The organism is Sphingomonas sp. 1F27F7B, from assembly GCF_005503355.1.
In the GTDB taxonomy this organism is placed as follows: domain Bacteria; phylum Pseudomonadota; class Alphaproteobacteria; order Sphingomonadales; family Sphingomonadaceae; genus Sphingomonas.
Window position 1 is genome coordinate 197,553 of the sequence record NZ_SCMK01000003.1, and the last position, 14,149, is coordinate 211,701.

General features: G+C 68.0%; 21 protein-coding genes and 1 other RNA gene. 7 read left to right on the forward strand and 15 right to left on the reverse strand.

The genetic code is table 11. The features are described from left to right. Positions 1–75 precede the first annotated feature (75 nt). Positions 76–519, forward strand: coding sequence for a hypothetical protein (locus FFS08_RS04135; protein WP_171012461.1), 444 nt, complete (start codon positions 76–78; stop codon positions 517–519). A gap of 3 nt (positions 520–522) precedes the next feature. Here FFS08_RS04135 and FFS08_RS04140 read toward each other — a convergent pair whose 3' ends face one another. Then, positions 523–921, reverse strand: coding sequence for a M67 family metallopeptidase (locus FFS08_RS04140; RefSeq protein ID WP_249341129.1), 399 nt, complete (start codon positions 919–921; stop codon positions 523–525). A gap of 18 nt (positions 922–939) precedes the next feature. Here FFS08_RS04140 and FFS08_RS04145 point away from each other — a divergent pair, with 18 nt between their 5' ends. From FFS08_RS04145 to FFS08_RS04160, 4 genes are all read left to right on the forward strand, one after another. Continuing rightward, positions 940–1,887, forward strand: a complete 948-nt coding sequence (locus tag FFS08_RS04145) for an RluA family pseudouridine synthase (protein ID WP_137863334.1) — start codon at positions 940–942, stop codon at positions 1,885–1,887. Positions 1,888–1,942: 55 nt separating this feature from the next. Beyond that, complete coding sequence (gene rpoH, locus FFS08_RS04150) at positions 1,943–2,845, forward strand: RNA polymerase sigma factor RpoH (RefSeq protein WP_137863362.1); 903 nt, start codon at positions 1,943–1,945, stop codon at positions 2,843–2,845. 246 nt (positions 2,846–3,091) lie between these two features. Beyond that, a complete protein-coding gene (gene mtgA / locus FFS08_RS04155; protein WP_171012472.1) occupies positions 3,092–3,799 on the forward strand; it encodes a monofunctional biosynthetic peptidoglycan transglycosylase in 708 nt (235 codons plus the stop codon). Then, entirely contained in the window at positions 3,799–4,191 is a 393-nt protein-coding gene (locus FFS08_RS04160; RefSeq protein WP_137863335.1) for an NUDIX hydrolase, read from the forward strand. The genes mtgA and FFS08_RS04160 overlap by 1 nt, the downstream gene beginning before the upstream one ends. Positions 4,192–4,194: 3 nt before the next feature. Here the strand turns inward: FFS08_RS04160 and FFS08_RS04165 are convergent, their stop codons facing one another. The 9 genes from FFS08_RS04165 to FFS08_RS04205 form a co-directional block, all read right to left on the reverse strand. After that, positions 4,195–4,437 carry a hypothetical protein gene (locus FFS08_RS04165; RefSeq protein ID WP_137863336.1) on the reverse strand — a complete coding sequence of 81 codons (243 nt, stop codon included), beginning with the start codon at positions 4,435–4,437 and terminating at the stop codon, positions 4,195–4,197. Positions 4,438–4,497: 60 nt separating this feature from the next. Continuing rightward, entirely contained in the window at positions 4,498–4,821 is a 324-nt protein-coding gene (locus FFS08_RS04170) for a YbaB/EbfC family nucleoid-associated protein (RefSeq protein WP_137863337.1), read from the reverse strand. A gap of 9 nt (positions 4,822–4,830) precedes the next feature. After that, entirely contained in the window at positions 4,831–6,462 is a 1,632-nt protein-coding gene (locus FFS08_RS04175) for a DNA polymerase III subunit gamma/tau (RefSeq protein ID WP_137863338.1), read from the reverse strand. A gap of 11 nt (positions 6,463–6,473) precedes the next feature. Continuing rightward, positions 6,474–6,722 (reverse strand): hypothetical protein, encoded by a 249-nt coding sequence (locus FFS08_RS04180; RefSeq protein ID WP_137863339.1) that lies wholly within the window; start codon positions 6,720–6,722, stop codon positions 6,474–6,476. 96 nt (positions 6,723–6,818) lie between these two features. Next, positions 6,819–6,916: signal recognition particle sRNA small type (gene ffs, locus FFS08_RS04185), an RNA gene on the reverse strand. Between the two features lie 67 nt (positions 6,917–6,983). After that, entirely contained in the window at positions 6,984–7,208 is a 225-nt protein-coding gene (locus FFS08_RS04190; RefSeq protein WP_137863340.1) for a hypothetical protein, read from the reverse strand. Between the two features lie 155 nt (positions 7,209–7,363). Further along, positions 7,364–7,699: a 2Fe-2S iron-sulfur cluster-binding protein gene (locus FFS08_RS04195; RefSeq protein ID WP_137863341.1), complete on the reverse strand. Its 336-nt coding sequence runs from the start codon at positions 7,697–7,699 to the stop codon at positions 7,364–7,366. Then, entirely contained in the window at positions 7,696–8,787 is a 1,092-nt protein-coding gene (locus FFS08_RS04200) for a cysteine desulfurase family protein (RefSeq protein ID WP_137863342.1), read from the reverse strand. The genes FFS08_RS04195 and FFS08_RS04200 overlap by 4 nt, the downstream gene beginning before the upstream one ends. Beyond that, the gene (locus tag FFS08_RS04205; RefSeq protein WP_137863343.1) at positions 8,784–9,860 is read right to left on the reverse strand and encodes a cysteine desulfurase family protein; all 1,077 of its coding nucleotides are present in this window, start codon (positions 9,858–9,860) and stop codon (positions 8,784–8,786) included. Before FFS08_RS04205 ends, FFS08_RS04200 begins: the two co-directional genes overlap by 4 nt. A gap of 97 nt (positions 9,861–9,957) precedes the next feature. Here FFS08_RS04205 and FFS08_RS04210 point away from each other — a divergent pair, with 97 nt between their 5' ends. Both FFS08_RS04210 and FFS08_RS04215 read left to right on the forward strand, forming a co-directional pair. Continuing rightward, positions 9,958–10,614 (forward strand): alpha/beta hydrolase, encoded by a 657-nt coding sequence (locus FFS08_RS04210; RefSeq protein ID WP_137863344.1) that lies wholly within the window; start codon positions 9,958–9,960, stop codon positions 10,612–10,614. 6 nt (positions 10,615–10,620) lie between these two features. Then, positions 10,621–11,526, forward strand: a complete 906-nt coding sequence (locus FFS08_RS04215) for an ADP-ribosylglycohydrolase family protein (protein WP_249341130.1) — start codon at positions 10,621–10,623, stop codon at positions 11,524–11,526. On the opposite strand, the gene FFS08_RS04220 is transcribed toward FFS08_RS04215, so the two are convergent. From FFS08_RS04220 to FFS08_RS04235, 5 genes are all read right to left on the reverse strand, one after another. Beyond that, the gene (locus FFS08_RS04220) at positions 11,513–11,731 is read right to left on the reverse strand and encodes a DUF2093 domain-containing protein (protein WP_137863345.1); all 219 of its coding nucleotides are present in this window, start codon (positions 11,729–11,731) and stop codon (positions 11,513–11,515) included. The genes FFS08_RS04215 and FFS08_RS04220 overlap by 14 nt on opposite strands. A gap of 29 nt (positions 11,732–11,760) precedes the next feature. Next, positions 11,761–12,603, reverse strand: a complete 843-nt coding sequence (locus FFS08_RS04225; RefSeq protein ID WP_137863346.1) for an alpha/beta hydrolase — start codon at positions 12,601–12,603, stop codon at positions 11,761–11,763. 120 nt (positions 12,604–12,723) lie between these two features. Next, positions 12,724–12,891 (reverse strand): hypothetical protein, encoded by a 168-nt coding sequence (locus FFS08_RS23385; protein WP_171012462.1) that lies wholly within the window; start codon positions 12,889–12,891, stop codon positions 12,724–12,726. Beyond that, positions 12,891–13,067: a hypothetical protein gene (locus FFS08_RS04230; protein WP_249341131.1), complete on the reverse strand. Its 177-nt coding sequence runs from the start codon at positions 13,065–13,067 to the stop codon at positions 12,891–12,893. Before FFS08_RS04230 ends, FFS08_RS23385 begins: the two co-directional genes overlap by 1 nt. 4 nt (positions 13,068–13,071) lie before the next feature. Beyond that, a complete protein-coding gene (locus FFS08_RS04235) occupies positions 13,072–14,040 on the reverse strand; it encodes a threonine ammonia-lyase (protein ID WP_137863347.1) in 969 nt (322 codons plus the stop codon). Positions 14,041–14,149 lie beyond the last annotated feature (109 nt).

The window sequence follows — 14,149 nt, forward strand, 5'->3', positions numbered from 1 at the left end:
CCGGCGGAGAAACCTTCGCGACAGGATCGGCCTATCCCCAGTCTCGTCCAGATGCCTCTGGAGCGGAGAAAACGCATGATGAAATTGAAGCTCGCCGCGCTGTTCGCTGCAGGCGCGATCACGTTCGGTGGAGGCGCCGCGCTGGCTGCCCCCGCACAGCAGGACCAGGCGGCACCCAAGGCCCAGATGGCGCGCCGCCCCCATCACAGCCCGTTCGACAAGGACGGCATGATCACTCGCGACGCATGGATGAAGGCCGCCGCCGCGCGCTTCGAACGGTTCGACGTCAACAAGGACGGCAAGATCTCGCGCCAGGAGTTGCGGTTCGGCCGCTTCGAGGAGCGCATGCACCGCCGCCATCGCCAGGGCTGGCACCATGGCGGCGCGCATCGCGGCCCCGGCTTCGGTCCCGGCCGCGAAGGCCCGGGCGGACCCGGCGGACCCCATCGCCGCTTCGGCCCGCCCCCGGCCGGCCAGCCCGCGCCCGCGGCACCCGCCACGCCGGCGCCCGGCAATTGAGCGTCAGGCGATCGTCACCGGATCGAAGCGCCCGTGGAGTTCCCCCCGCTCCACGGCGCGCCAGGCGGTGACGGTGTCTCCCCCGACGACCAGCCAGAGCTTGCCGTCGGGGGCAGCCATCGCCGCATCGATCACCGAAGGAGCCGCGTCGCCGCTCGGATGCGAATGCCAATAACCCTGGAGCTTCGGCCCGCCCCCGCGCTCGGCCCGAAGTGCTGCGAACAGCGCGGCGGGATCTATCTCGAAATGTCGATCCGGCGCTTCGTCAACATTTTCAACAGCTTGATAGCTGGTGATTGCGCTGCCCGAACCGAACAGCAGTCCGCACGCCTCAAGCGGCGCGAAAACCGCGGAAATCTGTCGGATACCGATCAGTACAGATCTTGAAATCGCGATCTTCATGCCCATCTACCGTAAAACATGAATCCGGGGGTTTCCATCATCGAGGCACGTATCGCGGACACAGCCGATGGCTGGCGTCTGGATCGTGCGCTCGCCGACGCCGTGCCGACCCTGTCGCGGGAGCGGCTGAAGGCGTTGATTTCCTCGGGCGCGGTCACCGGTCCGCAGGGTCTGGTCCGCGATCCGGCGAAGAAGGCGCCCGCGGGCGCGCTGTTCAGCGTCGCGGTGCCCGAACCCGAGCCCGCGCACAACGAAGCGCAGGAAATCCCGCTCAAGGTGGTGTTCGAGGACGAGCATCTGATCGTGATCGACAAGCAGGCCGGGCTGGTCGTCCATCCAGCGGCGGGCAATCTGGACGGGACGCTGGTCAATGCGCTGCTCCACCATTGCCAAGGCTCGCTCTCGGGCATCGGCGGCGTCGCGCGGCCGGGCATCGTCCATCGGATCGACAAGGATACGTCGGGCCTGATGGTAGCCGCCAAGACCGATCGGGCGCACGAAGGATTGGCCAAGCAGTTCAAGTCCCATTCAATCGACCGGCGCTATCGTGCAATTGTGTCAGGACTTTTGAGACTATCCGAAGGTACGGTGGATGCGCCGCTCGCGCGTTCGCCGCACAATCGCAAAAAGGTCGCGATCGTGAAGAACGGGAAGCGCGCGGTCACGCATTGGCGCAAGCTTCGCGAACTTCAGGATGCGACGCTGGTCGAATGCCGGCTGGAAACGGGCCGCACCCATCAGGTGCGAGTCCATATGGCTTCTCTGGGTCATCCGCTGGTCGGCGATCCGGTCTATGGCAGTGTCCGCAAGGGGCACCGTCAACTTCTGGAAACCTTGAATTTCCGGCGCCAGGCCTTGCACGCGGCACATCTGGGGTTCATTCACCCCATCAATAGCACCGCTTTGGCGTTCGAAAGCGAAATCCCTGCCGACATGCAGGAACTGTTCGATAACCTCATCGTATGATTCCGGGCGGCACTGCCTTCGGGCAGGTGCGCCCCAAGTGAAGGGAGAAATGATCATGGCAAGCGGCAGCAACGTCCCGGCGACGATCCCCGCGCTCGGCGGTGAGGCCAGCCTCAACCGCTACCTGGCCGAGATCAAGAAGTTTCCGATCCTGAGCCCCGAGCAGGAGTTCATGCTCGCCAAGCGCTTCCAGGAGCATGGCGACACGGACGCCGCGGCTCAGCTGGTCACGTCGCATCTGCGTCTCGTGGCGAAGATCGCCATGGGCTATCGCGGCTATGGCCTGCCCGTCTCCGAACTGATCTCGGAAGGCAATATCGGCCTGATGCAGGGCGTGAAGAAGTTCGAGCCCGATCGGGGCTTCCGCCTGGCCACCTATGCCATGTGGTGGATCCGCGCCTCGATCCAGGAATTCATCCTGCGCTCGTGGAGCCTGGTGAAGATGGGCACCACCGCTGCGCAGAAGAAGCTGTTCTTCAACCTGCGCCGGATGAAGGCCAAGCTCGACGCGTTCGAGGACGGCGATCTCAGCCCCGAGCATGTCGCCAAGATCGCCACCGATCTCGGCGTCACCGAGGAGGAAGTCACCTCGATGAACCGCCGGATGGCGATGGGCGGCGACACGTCGCTCAACGTGCCGATGCGCGAGGATGGCGAGGGCCAGTGGCAGGATTGGCTGGCCGATGAGGACCAGTTGCAGGACGAGCGCGTCGCCGAGGCCCAGGAAGCCACCGTCCGCCACGAGATGCTCGTGTCGGCGATGGAGGACCTCAACGAGCGCGAGCGGCACATCCTCACCGAGCGTCGCCTGACGGACGATCCCAAGACCCTCGAGGAACTCTCGCAGGTCTATGACGTCAGCCGCGAGCGCGTCCGCCAGATCGAGGTGCGCGCGTTCGAGAAGCTGCAAAAGGCAATGATGCGCATCGCCGGCGAGAAGCGCCTCCTCCCCGCCTGACGCCTGCGCATGGCGGACGATGATCGCAACGATGCGGGGCCTCCGCATGTCCCGGAAGCGCCGGCGGGCATCCCGCCGGCGCCTTCCGATTCTGCGTCCCGTCCGCGCGACTGGACTCCGCGCGCGACGACGGCGCGGCAGCCCGAACTCGGGACCGCACCGATGCCGGATCTCAAGCCGCTCGGCGAGGAACCCGATCCCTTCGCATCGCGGACCGAAGCGCCTCTGCGGCCTTCGCCCAGGCGGATGGAACGCGCGGCCAGACCGCGCAAGCCGTTGCTGCGCCGGATCCTGTTCTGGATCCTGAAGGCCGTCCTCGCCTTCCTGGCCGTCTCGATCGGCATGGTGGCGATCTACAAGTTCGTGCCGCCGCCGATCACCTGGACGCAGATCGGCGACATCATCGGCGGCCATGGCGCCACCAAGCGCTGGATGTCGCTGGACCGGATCGATCCGAACATGCCCCGCGCCGCGATCGCCGCCGAGGATGCGCGCTTCTGCACGCATGACGGCTTTGATTTCACTGCGATCGAGCAGGCCTATGCGCGCAATCAGAAAGGCGGCCGCATCCGCGGCGGCTCGACGATCAGCCAGCAGACCGCGAAGAACGTCTTCCTGTTCCAGGGCGGCGGCTATGCCCGCAAGGCGCTGGAGGCCTATTTCACGGTTCTGATCGAGAATATCTGGGGCAAGCGGCGGATCATGGAAGTCTATCTGAACGTCGCGGAGACCGGGATCGGCACCTATGGCGTGAATGCCGGCGCGATGCGCTATTTCAAGCACGACGCCTCGCGCCTGAGCCCACGCGAGGCCGCACAGATCGCCGCGGTGCTGCCGCTGCCCAAGAAGCGCGCCGGCATCGATCCGCGCGGCTTCACCCGGCGCTACGGCAACGCGATCAGCGCGCGCATCGGCACGGTGCGCGGCGACGGGCTGGACAGCTGCCTGCGCTGATGGAGCCGATCCGCATCGCCGCCGCGCTGATCGATGACGGTGCCGGCCGGATGCTGCTCGTCCGCAAGGCCGGCAGCCGGGCCTATATGCAGGCCGGCGGCAAGATCGAACCGGGCGAAGCGCCGCTCGACGCGCTCCGCCGCGAACTGGCCGAAGAGATCGGCCTCGAAATCGCCGATGCGCCCTGGCTCGGCCGCTTCCAGGCGCCCGCCGCCAACGAACCCGGCCGCATCGTGGAAGCGGAGCTGTTCCACCTGACCATGGTGCATGATCCCGCGATCGCCGCGGAGATCGAGGAAGCGCGCTGGGTGGAAATCGCCCAGGCCGGCGAACTCCCGCTCGCGCCGATGACGCGCGACCATGTGCTGCCGATCGCCTTGAAGCTGGCCTGAGCCTTACCGGATCCTGTTGGCGGCGCTCTTCGCCGCACCGCCGACATCCTTGGCCGTATCGCCCACCTTGTCGGCGGCAGCGCCGACTGCGTCGGTCCTCGCATCCTCGCGACTATCCTGGTTGAACAGATAGATGGCGCCGATCACCACCGCGACCAGCAGCGCCAGCCCGATCAACAGGCCGGCACCGCCGCCGCGGCGCTTGGCGGCTACGCCATCGCTACGCCCGGTGACAGGCTCGACCATTGTACTTCTCCTCGAACTTGCCCGTCAGCAACCGAGAAGGCGTTGTAATGGTTCCGAAAATCAGAAGGGCAACTTGAACCCCGGCGGCAGCGGCAAGCCGCTCGTCATCTTCGACATCGCTTCCTGCGAAGCGGCGTCCGCCTTGGCGCGGGCATCGTTGAACGCGGCTGCGAGCAGATCCTCGAGCATGCCCTTCTCGGCCGGGTTGAGCAGCGAATCGTCGATCTGGATGCCGATGATCCGTCCCTTGGCCGAAGCCTGGACCGTGACCAGCCCGCCGCCCGACGCGCCTTCCACCTCGATCTTGTCGAGATCGGCCTGCGCCTTGGTCAGCTCGGCCTGGACGTTCTGCGCCATGGCCATGATTTCTTCGAGACTCTTCATCTGTACTTCCTAACTTCCGGTCTTGCTCCAGCCGATCAGCTCGGCATCGGGAAAGGCTTCCATCGCGGCGGCGACCATCGGGGAGGCGAGCACCGCGTCGCGCTCGGCCTGCTCGTTCGCCGCCTGCTCCTCGCGCAGCGTCATCGCCTGGGCCGGCACGTCGACGCACAGGAGCTTCCAGTTGGTGCCGGTCAGCTCCTTGAGCGCGGCCCCCAGCTCCTTGATGAAATCATAGGGCAGCGGCCGCGCGGCGGCGAACTCGACCTCGGTGCCTTCGAAGCGCACCGGGCGCAGATAGTCGCGCACCTGGGTGGCGAGCTGGAAACGGCGCTTCTCCTCGAGATAGTCGGCGAGCTGGCCCAGGCTGGTGGGCATGGCCGAACCGCTCGCCCCCGGAGCCGCGGGTGCCGCCCCGCCCGAAATGGCGACGCTGCCACTGGCGATCTGGCGCGCCAGCTCGCCCGGATCGGGCAGCTGCGACGCGTGGACGACGCGCAGCAGCGCCATCTCCGCTGCCTCGATCGGCAATATCGCCTTCGCCACTTCGTCATGCCCGCGCAGCACCAGCTGCCACAGCCGATGGAGCGCAGGAAAGCCCAGCCCCGCCGCCCAGCGCTCGAGCGCCTTCAGCTCCTCCGCCGACTGGCCCGCATTGGCGTCGGTCCCGAGCTTGGCGAGCGTGACGGCATGCACCGTCTCCAGCAGCGTACGCAGTACCGCCTGCGGATCTACGCCAAGGTCGTACTGCCCCCGGAGCGAGGCCAGCGCGCCGGGCGCGTCCCCCTCCAGCAGCAACCCGAACAAGGTGCGGATCGCGCCGCGGTCCGACAGGCCCAGCATCTGCCGCACCGCCTCGGCTTTCACGCCCTCGCCTTCGAGCCCCGCATGGGCGATCGCCTGGTCGAGGATCGACAGGCCGTCGCGCGCCGATCCCTCGGCTGCACGGGCGATCAGCGCCAGCGCCTCTGGTTCAGCCTCGAAGCCTTCGGCCTGGGTCACCCTGGCGAAATGCTCGGCGAGCAGTTCGGCCGGGATGCGGCGCAGGTCGAAGCGCTGGCAGCGCGACAGCACCGTCACCGGCACCTTGTTCACTTCGGTCGTGGCGAACAGGAATTTCACATGCGCCGGCGGTTCCTCCAGCGTCTTCAGCAGCGCGTTGAACGCGCTTTTCGAGAGCATGTGGACTTCGTCGATGATGTAGATCTTGTACCGCGCCGACACGGCCGAATAGCGCGACGCCTCGATGATCTCGCGTACGTCGTCGACGCCGGTATGCGATGCGGCGTCCATTTCGATCACGTCGATATGGCGGCCCTCGGCAATCGCGCGGCACGGCTCGCAGACGCCGCAGGGATCGATCGTCGGCCCGCCCTGCCCGTCCGGCCCGATGCAGTTCAGCGCCTTGGCGATCAGCCGCGCGGTCGATGTCTTGCCCACGCCGCGGACGCCGGTGAGCAGGAAGGCGTGCGCCAGCCGGTCGCGCTTGATCGCGTTGCCGAGCGTGGTGACCATCGCGTCCTGGCCGATCAGTTCGGAAAAGGTCTGCGGCCGATATTTGCGCGCCAGCACGCGATAGGCCCCGGACGCATTCGGGTCGCGCGGCTGTGGGGGTTCGTCGAGGCCAAGCAGGGAATCGGACATCGTCTGCGTTCCTAGCGTGTTCTCGTCGCCGCGTCCAAGCCGATGGACCAGCCCCGGGCTTCGGCTAGCGGATGCGCCGCCACGTCACCGCACGCCGGGCCGGCCGTCGGGGCGAGATAGACGTGCGTCTCCGTCTCGGTATCGCGGTCCGGCGCCACGGTTTGGATTCGCGTCGTGCCGGGCGTGCCCGCCTTGCTCAGCCCCATGATCAGCATGTTGGGCTCGGGCGTGGTGAAGGAGACATGGCCCAGCCCATCCATCCGGCGCACTCCCTTGCAATCATTCGGTTGCAGGCAAGGCTAGCCGCTCTCCGGCGCTACGCCAACGCGCGCCTGCAAGCTTCGTCGATTTGAGGATGCGGTGGGAGCCGGAACGACCCGCAGCGAAATCGTTGTGGCTGCTTCCTTCCGGATCTGACCAGGTTGGCGACGACTGCGTCCGCCCGACTCCCGCGGCGCATATGGGCAAAGTCAGGCGGTTAGGCAAGGGCGGGAACGCAGATGCGCCCCCGCCCGGAACCCTTAGCGGTGGACGCGCACCTTGCGGCACACGCGCTGGCGATGGCCATGGTGCCACTTGGTCTTGCACACCGTGCGCCACTGGGGCCGCTTGCGATGGTTTGGCCGGTGATGCTGGATGTCCGCCTTGCCGGCGATCGCCGGTGCCGCCGGAGCGGCAGCAGCGTTGGCGGCCGGAATGGCGAGCGTCGCAGCCGCAGCGGCCGCGAGGATCGGAAGCAATTTCATATCTTCTCTCTCCTGCTTGCGGGGGAAAGAACCCCCCATGTCGGAAACCGGAAAGATCGTTTCGGTTCCATGCTCCATCCTGAAATTGAACCGATTTCGACAGGCTGAACGGATCGCTCAGCAAGAAGTCATCCGAAATCCGCTCGCAGGGTGCGTCAGCGCCCCTGCATGTCGCGGTGGCCGGCCGGCATGCGCACCACCAGCCCGTCCAGCTCCGGCGTAAGCAGGATCTGGCAGGCGAGCCGGCTGGTGCGCACCGCTCCCACCGCCAGGTCGAGCATGTCCTCCTCTTCCTCTGCCGCGCGGGGCAGCCGGGCGAAATGCTCGGGATCGACGATCACATGGCAGGTCGAGCAGGCCATCTGCCCCTCGCAGGTGCCCTCCAGCGGCTGGCCGTCATTCTGCGCCACTTCGAGCAGGCGCAGGCCCGCCTCGGCCTCCACTTCATGCCGGTCGCGCCCGTCCGCGCTGACAAAGGTGACGCGGATCATGCGGCGCGGCTCTGCCGCCGGGCAGCAGCGACGATCCGGTCGATCGCATGGAGCAGCGCGTCCTCGGTGGTGTAGCGGCCGAAGCCGATGCGGATGCTCGCACGCGCCTGGGCGTCGCTCAGTCCCAGAGCCCGCAGCACATGACTGGGCCGCCCCGATCCGCTCGCGCAGGCCGAGCCCGCGGAGAAGGCGATGTCACGCAGGTCCGACATCAGCCGGGCGACGTCGAGCCCGTCATGGCGCAGATTGAGATTGCCCGGATAGCGATCGGCCTGTGCGCCGTTGAGCACCCAGTCGCCCGGAACGCGCGCAAGCGCGGCGCGGAACAGCTGCTCGGCATGGGCATGGTCGACGCCGAAACGCTGCTTGGCGAGCCTGGCGGCCGCGCCGAACCCCGCGCACAGCGCCGGCGAGAGCGTGCCCGAGCGCCCCGCCGGTTCCTGCCCGCCGCCGTGCAGCAGCGGCGCCAGCGCCACGCCGTCGCGGATCCACAAGGCGCCCACGCCCTTGGGCCCGTGGATCTTGTGCGCCGAGACCGCGATCAGATCGCAGCCGTCCGGCATGCGCACCCGGCCATAGCCCTGCACCGCATCGCACAGGAACAGCGCGCCCGCGGCATGGGCGAGATGCGCCAGCTCCTCGATCGGCTGGATCACGCCGATCTCGTTGTTGACCAGCATCGCCGCGACCAGGCCGATTCCCGGCCGGATCGCGGCCCGCGCGGCAGCGAGATCGACCAGCCCTTCGGGACCGACCGGCAGCACCACCGCTTCCCTGCCCCGGCGCCGCTCCGCCTCGACCGTGTCGAGCACCGCGGCATGTTCGGTCGCGATCGTCACGATCCCGCCGCTCGCGCCCTTGATCGCCCAGTTGAGCGCCTCGGTCGCGCCGCCGGTGAAGCTCACCGTGCCGCCCGGGGGGAACAACGCGGCGACATCGTCGCGCGCCACTTCCACTGCCGCCCTTGCCGCGCGACCCTGGGCATGGGTGGAATGCGGATTGGCGAAATTGCCTTCCAGCAAGGGCAGCATCGCGGCCAGCGCTTCGGGCGCGAGCGGTGTGGTCGCCTGATAGTCGAGATAAGTCATGCGGCTCTGGTTCTGGCCTCGATCGCGATCTGACGCCAGAGCGTCGTGAAGGCATCCACCTCCGCTTCGGTGGTACCGCGCCCGAAACTCACCCGCACCACTTCGCGCAAGGCCGGCTCCTCCCAGCCCATCGCAGTGAGGACGTGGCTCGGCCGCATGCTGCCCGAGGAACAGGCGCTGCCCGCCGAGACCGCGAAGCCGGCCAGGTCGAAGCGGATCAGCTGCGCAGCGGAGGAGGTGCCCGGCATGCGATACGCCCCGATCAGGGGGCTGCGCGGCCGGGTCGAGCCTATGACCTCGCCCCCCTCTTCCACGATCGCCCTTTCCAGCCGCACCCGCAACGCGGCCATGCGCGCCAGATTCTCGGGCGCCGTAACGGCGGCAGCATAGCCGAGCGCGCCGGGGAGGTTCTCGGTCCCCGCGCGATAGCCCCTTTCCTGCCCGCCCATCGGCAGCAGCACGCCGAAGTCGCGGACCAGCAGCGCGCCGATCCCCGGCGGCCCGCCGCGCTTGTGCGCCGAGACCGCGACGAGATCGGCATGGCGCAGCACTGCCTCGTCGGCACGTGCAGGCATCTGCGCGGCATCGACCAGCAGGATGGCGTCGGCCGCGTGCACGATATCCGCGATCTCGGCGATCGGCTGGCGCACGCCGGTCTCGCTGTTCGCCCATTGCACGCCGACGAGCGCACGCGGCCCCGCCACCAGCGCGGCGCGCAGCGCGTCGAGATCCAGTATCCCGTCCCGGTCGACCGGCAGCACCTGCGCCCCCTCCGAATGGCGCAGCACCGAATCATGCTCGACCGCGCTGATCAGCCGGCGCGGCGCCATCGAGCGGCCGAGCGCCATGTGCAGCGATTCGCTGGCACCGCTGGTGAAGATCAATTCATGCGCCCAGCCATAGGCGGCGGCGACTTCGACGCGCGCCTTCTCCAGCGCGGCGCGGGCGGCGCGCCCCTCGGCGTGGGGCGAGCTGGGATTGGCCCAGTGCCGCATGCCCGCCTCCACCGCCGCCAGCGCTTCGGGCAGCATCGGAGTGGTGGCGGCATGATCGAGATAGATGCGGTCGGCCAAGTTGCTCTCGTAATAATTGCGTAAAGGGGCGCGCTGCCTATATAGCGCCCAACTCACCGCGCTCCACCGCGCGCCTCCAATTCAAAGCAGGTCTGCCTTGCCCGAAGTCATCTTCCCCGGCCCCGAAGGGCGCCTCGAAGGCCGTTTCGCCCCCGCTCCCAAGCCGCGCGCGCCGGTCGCCATGATCCTCCACCCGCATCCCAATGCGGGCGGCACGATGAACAACCGCATCGTGCAGGAAGTCTACAAGACCTTCCAGCGTCGCGGCTTCGCGACGCTACGCTTCAATTTCCGCGGCGTCGGCAAGAGCCAGGGAACGTTCGACAACGGCATCGGCGAACTGTCCGACGCCGCGAGCGCGCTCGACTGGGTGCAGAGCTTCCATCCGGAGGCGAGCAGCACCTGGGTCGCCGGCTTCGGCTTCGGCGCCTGGATCGGCATGCAGCTGCTGATGCGCCGTCCGGAGATCCGCGGCTTCATCTCGATCGCCCCGCCGGCGAACATGTTCGACTTCACCTTCCTCGCCCCCTGCCCTTCCTCGGGCATCATCATCCAGGGCGAGAATGACGAGGTGGTGACGCCGAGCGCGGTGCAGAAGCTGGTCGACAAGCTGCGCACGCAGAAGCACATCACCATCCATCACGACACCATCCCGGGCGCGAACCACTTCTTCGAGCACGAGATGGACGACCTGATGAAGAGCGTCGACCGCTATCTCGACATGCGGCTCGACCCCAACTCGCCGATCCGCTGAGACGATGTGCCGACCACGATGATCGCGGATCGCGCGGCCGGCGCATTGCTCGGTCTCGCGGTCGGCGACGCTATCGGCACCACGCTCGAATTCAGCCCCCGCGATAGCCGGCCGCCGCTCACCGACATGATCGGCGGCGGCCCGTTCAACCTGCGCGCGGGCCAATGGACAGACGACACCGCGATGGCAGTGGCACTGGCCACCAGCCTTGCCGAGTGCGGCCGCTTCGACCCACACGACTGCATGAGCCGGTTCGTCAACTGGTTTCGGCGGGGCGTGTACAGCTGCACCGGCACCTGCTTCGACATCGGCATCGCGACACGCGGCGCGCTCACCCGCTTCGAGGAGGACGGCGACCCCTTTGCCGGCTCCACCAATCCGCTGAGCGCCGGCAACGGATCGCTGATGCGGCTGTCGCCCGTGGCGATCTGGGCGGCCCCTCGCGGCGCGGACTTGGTCGCGGAGACAGCCCGCGCGCAAAGCCGCCTCACCCATGCCGCCGAGGAATGCCAAGCTGCCTGCGCAGCTTATGCGCTGCTCACTGCCCGCGCTATCCTGGGCGCGTCGCGCGAGGCGGTGCTTGCGCCGATGCCCTTTGAAGGGCCGTCGAGGATCATCGGCATCCTTGCCGGCGAATGGCGCGGCAAGGCACGCGGCGACATCTCGTCGAGCGGCTATGTAGTCGATAGCCTGGAGGCGGCCCTATGGTGCGTCGGCGAGACCGGGAGCTTCGAAGCCGCGGTGCTGCTCGCCGCCAATCTGGGTGATGACGCCGATACGGTTGCGGCGATCACGGGCCAGCTCGCGGGAGCGCTCTACGGCGCTTCGGCGATCCCTGGGCATTGGCGTGATCGGCTCGCCTGGCATGACGAGATTGCCGCTCTCGCGCTGCGGCTGCTCAATCCTTCCTGAGATTCTTCGCCCCACCCGCCAGGATCGCCGCAGTCGCCTCGGCCGCGCCGCGATAGGCTTCCTGGAATTCGGCGCTCCAATATTTGAGCTGGTCGAGCGGGATCGGCTCGCCGCTGACGGCGCAGACGACATGGGTGCCCGGACGGATCACGTCGAAATCGGACGCGTCGTAATGGAGTTCGGCGAGAAGCGACATGCCGCTCATCTAGGGGCTCGCGCCTCCTACGCCAATGCTCAGCGCGCCAGCACGCCGTCGATCCAGCGATCCACCACGGCGGTCGCGGGATAGCCGGGGTCGCCCAGCTCGCGGTTGATCTCCATATGGCCGCGCAGTCCCCGGCCGGCAAAGCCCTGTACCGTCACCCGCGCTCCTGCCGCCGCAAGCGCACGCCCCAGCGCTTCGGACTGGCGGCTGCTGTCGGCGCGCTCCACGTGCAGGATCAGGAAGTCCCGGGCATTGGGCGCGGCGGCCTGCAAGGTCGGCGAGAGCCTGCGCTGGCGGGCGGGATCGCGGCCGAATGCGGCATCATAGGTGCCGCCCATGATCCGCGGACCATCCGCCATCTGCACCGGCACGTCATAGGCGGCGCCATCGAGCAGCACGACCCCGGCGAGCTTGTCGAGACCCCACCCCGCCTTTCTGAGATAGGCGGGATCGGTCGCGACCAGCGCGGCCAGATGCGCGCCGGCGCTATGCCCCATCACCACGATCTTGCCGGGATCCACGCCCAGCGCGCGGGCATGCCGAGCCAGATAGGCCAGCGAATCGGCGACGTCCTGCGCCTGCTGCTCCACGGTCGCGCCCGGCACGAGCCGATAGTTGACGCTGGCAAAGGCGAAGCCGCGCCCGGTGAAATGGGCGATCTTGGCCGCGCCGGTCGCATTGCCCTTGTCGCCCCGCTTCCAGCCGCCGCCATGGACGAACACCACCAGCGGCGCCGCATCCCCCGCCCCCCTGTAGAAATCGAGTTTCTGCAATTGCGCCGCGCCATAGGCGATTTCGCGGGCCGGCGCCGATTGCCCGAACGCGGGCACTGTGGCGAGAAGCAACGGCAGCAGGATCAATGACTTGCGCATCACACACCTCATCGGGCGAATGCGCGCAGGATAGGAAATCGGCCCAGGGGCGTCCAACGCTCTTGTGTAACCATATGTAACGGGAGCGCGCGGCAACCCCGGGACGAAGCGGCGCGGAACTCAGATCCGCAGGATCAGCAGATTGCCGAGGATCACGACGGCGCAGACCCACATCAGGATCGCCTTGGTCCGGTCCACGCGGAACTGCTTCCACCCGCCCCAAACGAGCGCGGCCATGGCAATCACCGCGATGCTCAGCCAGAGCGGCTCGAGGCCGGGATCGGGCATCAGCGGGCGATCAGCCAGGCGAGCAGCGCGCTTCCCCCGATCACGCCGCCGAACAGCGCGATCATCCGGGGGTCGCCGCGATAGGCGATGCGCAGCACGCCCCAGAGGAAGTAACCGAGCGCACGCGCGCCGACGCTCATGACGTTCGCGATCACGGCGCCGAGGCGGGTGGCCACCGGGTCAGTCTTTCCCGGCAAGGACTTGGGCATAGGCATCGGGATCGGCATTGCCCCCGGAAAGGATCACGAGCAAGCCCGGCTTCACGTCCAGCTTGCCGGCGAGCAGCGCCGCCAGCGCCACCGCGCCGCCCGGCTCCACCACCACGCGCAGTTTCGCCGCCGCCCAGCGCTGCGCCGCGCGCACTTCCGCCTCGCTCACTGCCAGCCCGGTCGCGCCTCGCCGCGACAGCACGTCGAAGGTAAGCGGCGAGACGCGCATGGTCTGCAGCGCATCGCATGCCGTGGGCGGCGGATTCTCCCCCACCGGCTCGATCCACCCCGCGTCGAGGCTGCGGCGCATGTCGTCCCAGCCCTCGGGCTCGACAGTGACGATCTCGGCATCGGGCAGCGCCAGCGCCAGGCCCGCCGACAGCCCGCCGCCGCCGCAGGGCACCAGCACGTTCGTGAAGTCGGGCAGCCGGGCCTCGACGATCTGCGTCATCGCCTCGATCCCGGCGCTTCCCTGCCCCTCGATGATCCAGGGATCGTCGAAGCTCGGCACCAGCGTCGCGCCGCGGGCATGGGCGAGATGCGCGGCGATCTTCTCGCGGCTCTCGGTCATCCGGTCATAGGAGACGATCTCGGCGCCCGTCGCGAGCGTGGCGTCGCGCTTCACCTTGGGCGCGTCGGCGGGCATCACGATCACCGCCGGGATGCCCAGCTTGCGCGCCGCCCAGGCGACTCCCTGCGCATGATTGCCCGATGAGAAGGCGACCACGCCCCGCTCGCGGGCCGGATCGTCCAGCGCAGTGAGCCGATGCCAGGCGCCGCGAATCTTGAACGCACCGATCGGCTGAAGGCACTCAGCCTTGAAGCACACCGGCACCCCGCGAATTTCCTGAACGAACAAAGGGGTTTGCGGCAGGATCTCCGCGACCTTGGAGGCGGCGTCGCGAACGCCCGCGCGCGTCGGTTGTCGCACAATTGTCACAATTCACCCCTGCCATGAAATTCCCGGTCTCGAATCACTTTACACCCCGATCCAACGTCCTTATGTGCCGCCTTCCGCTGCCCCATGGGACTTCCAACCGCAAGGCAGC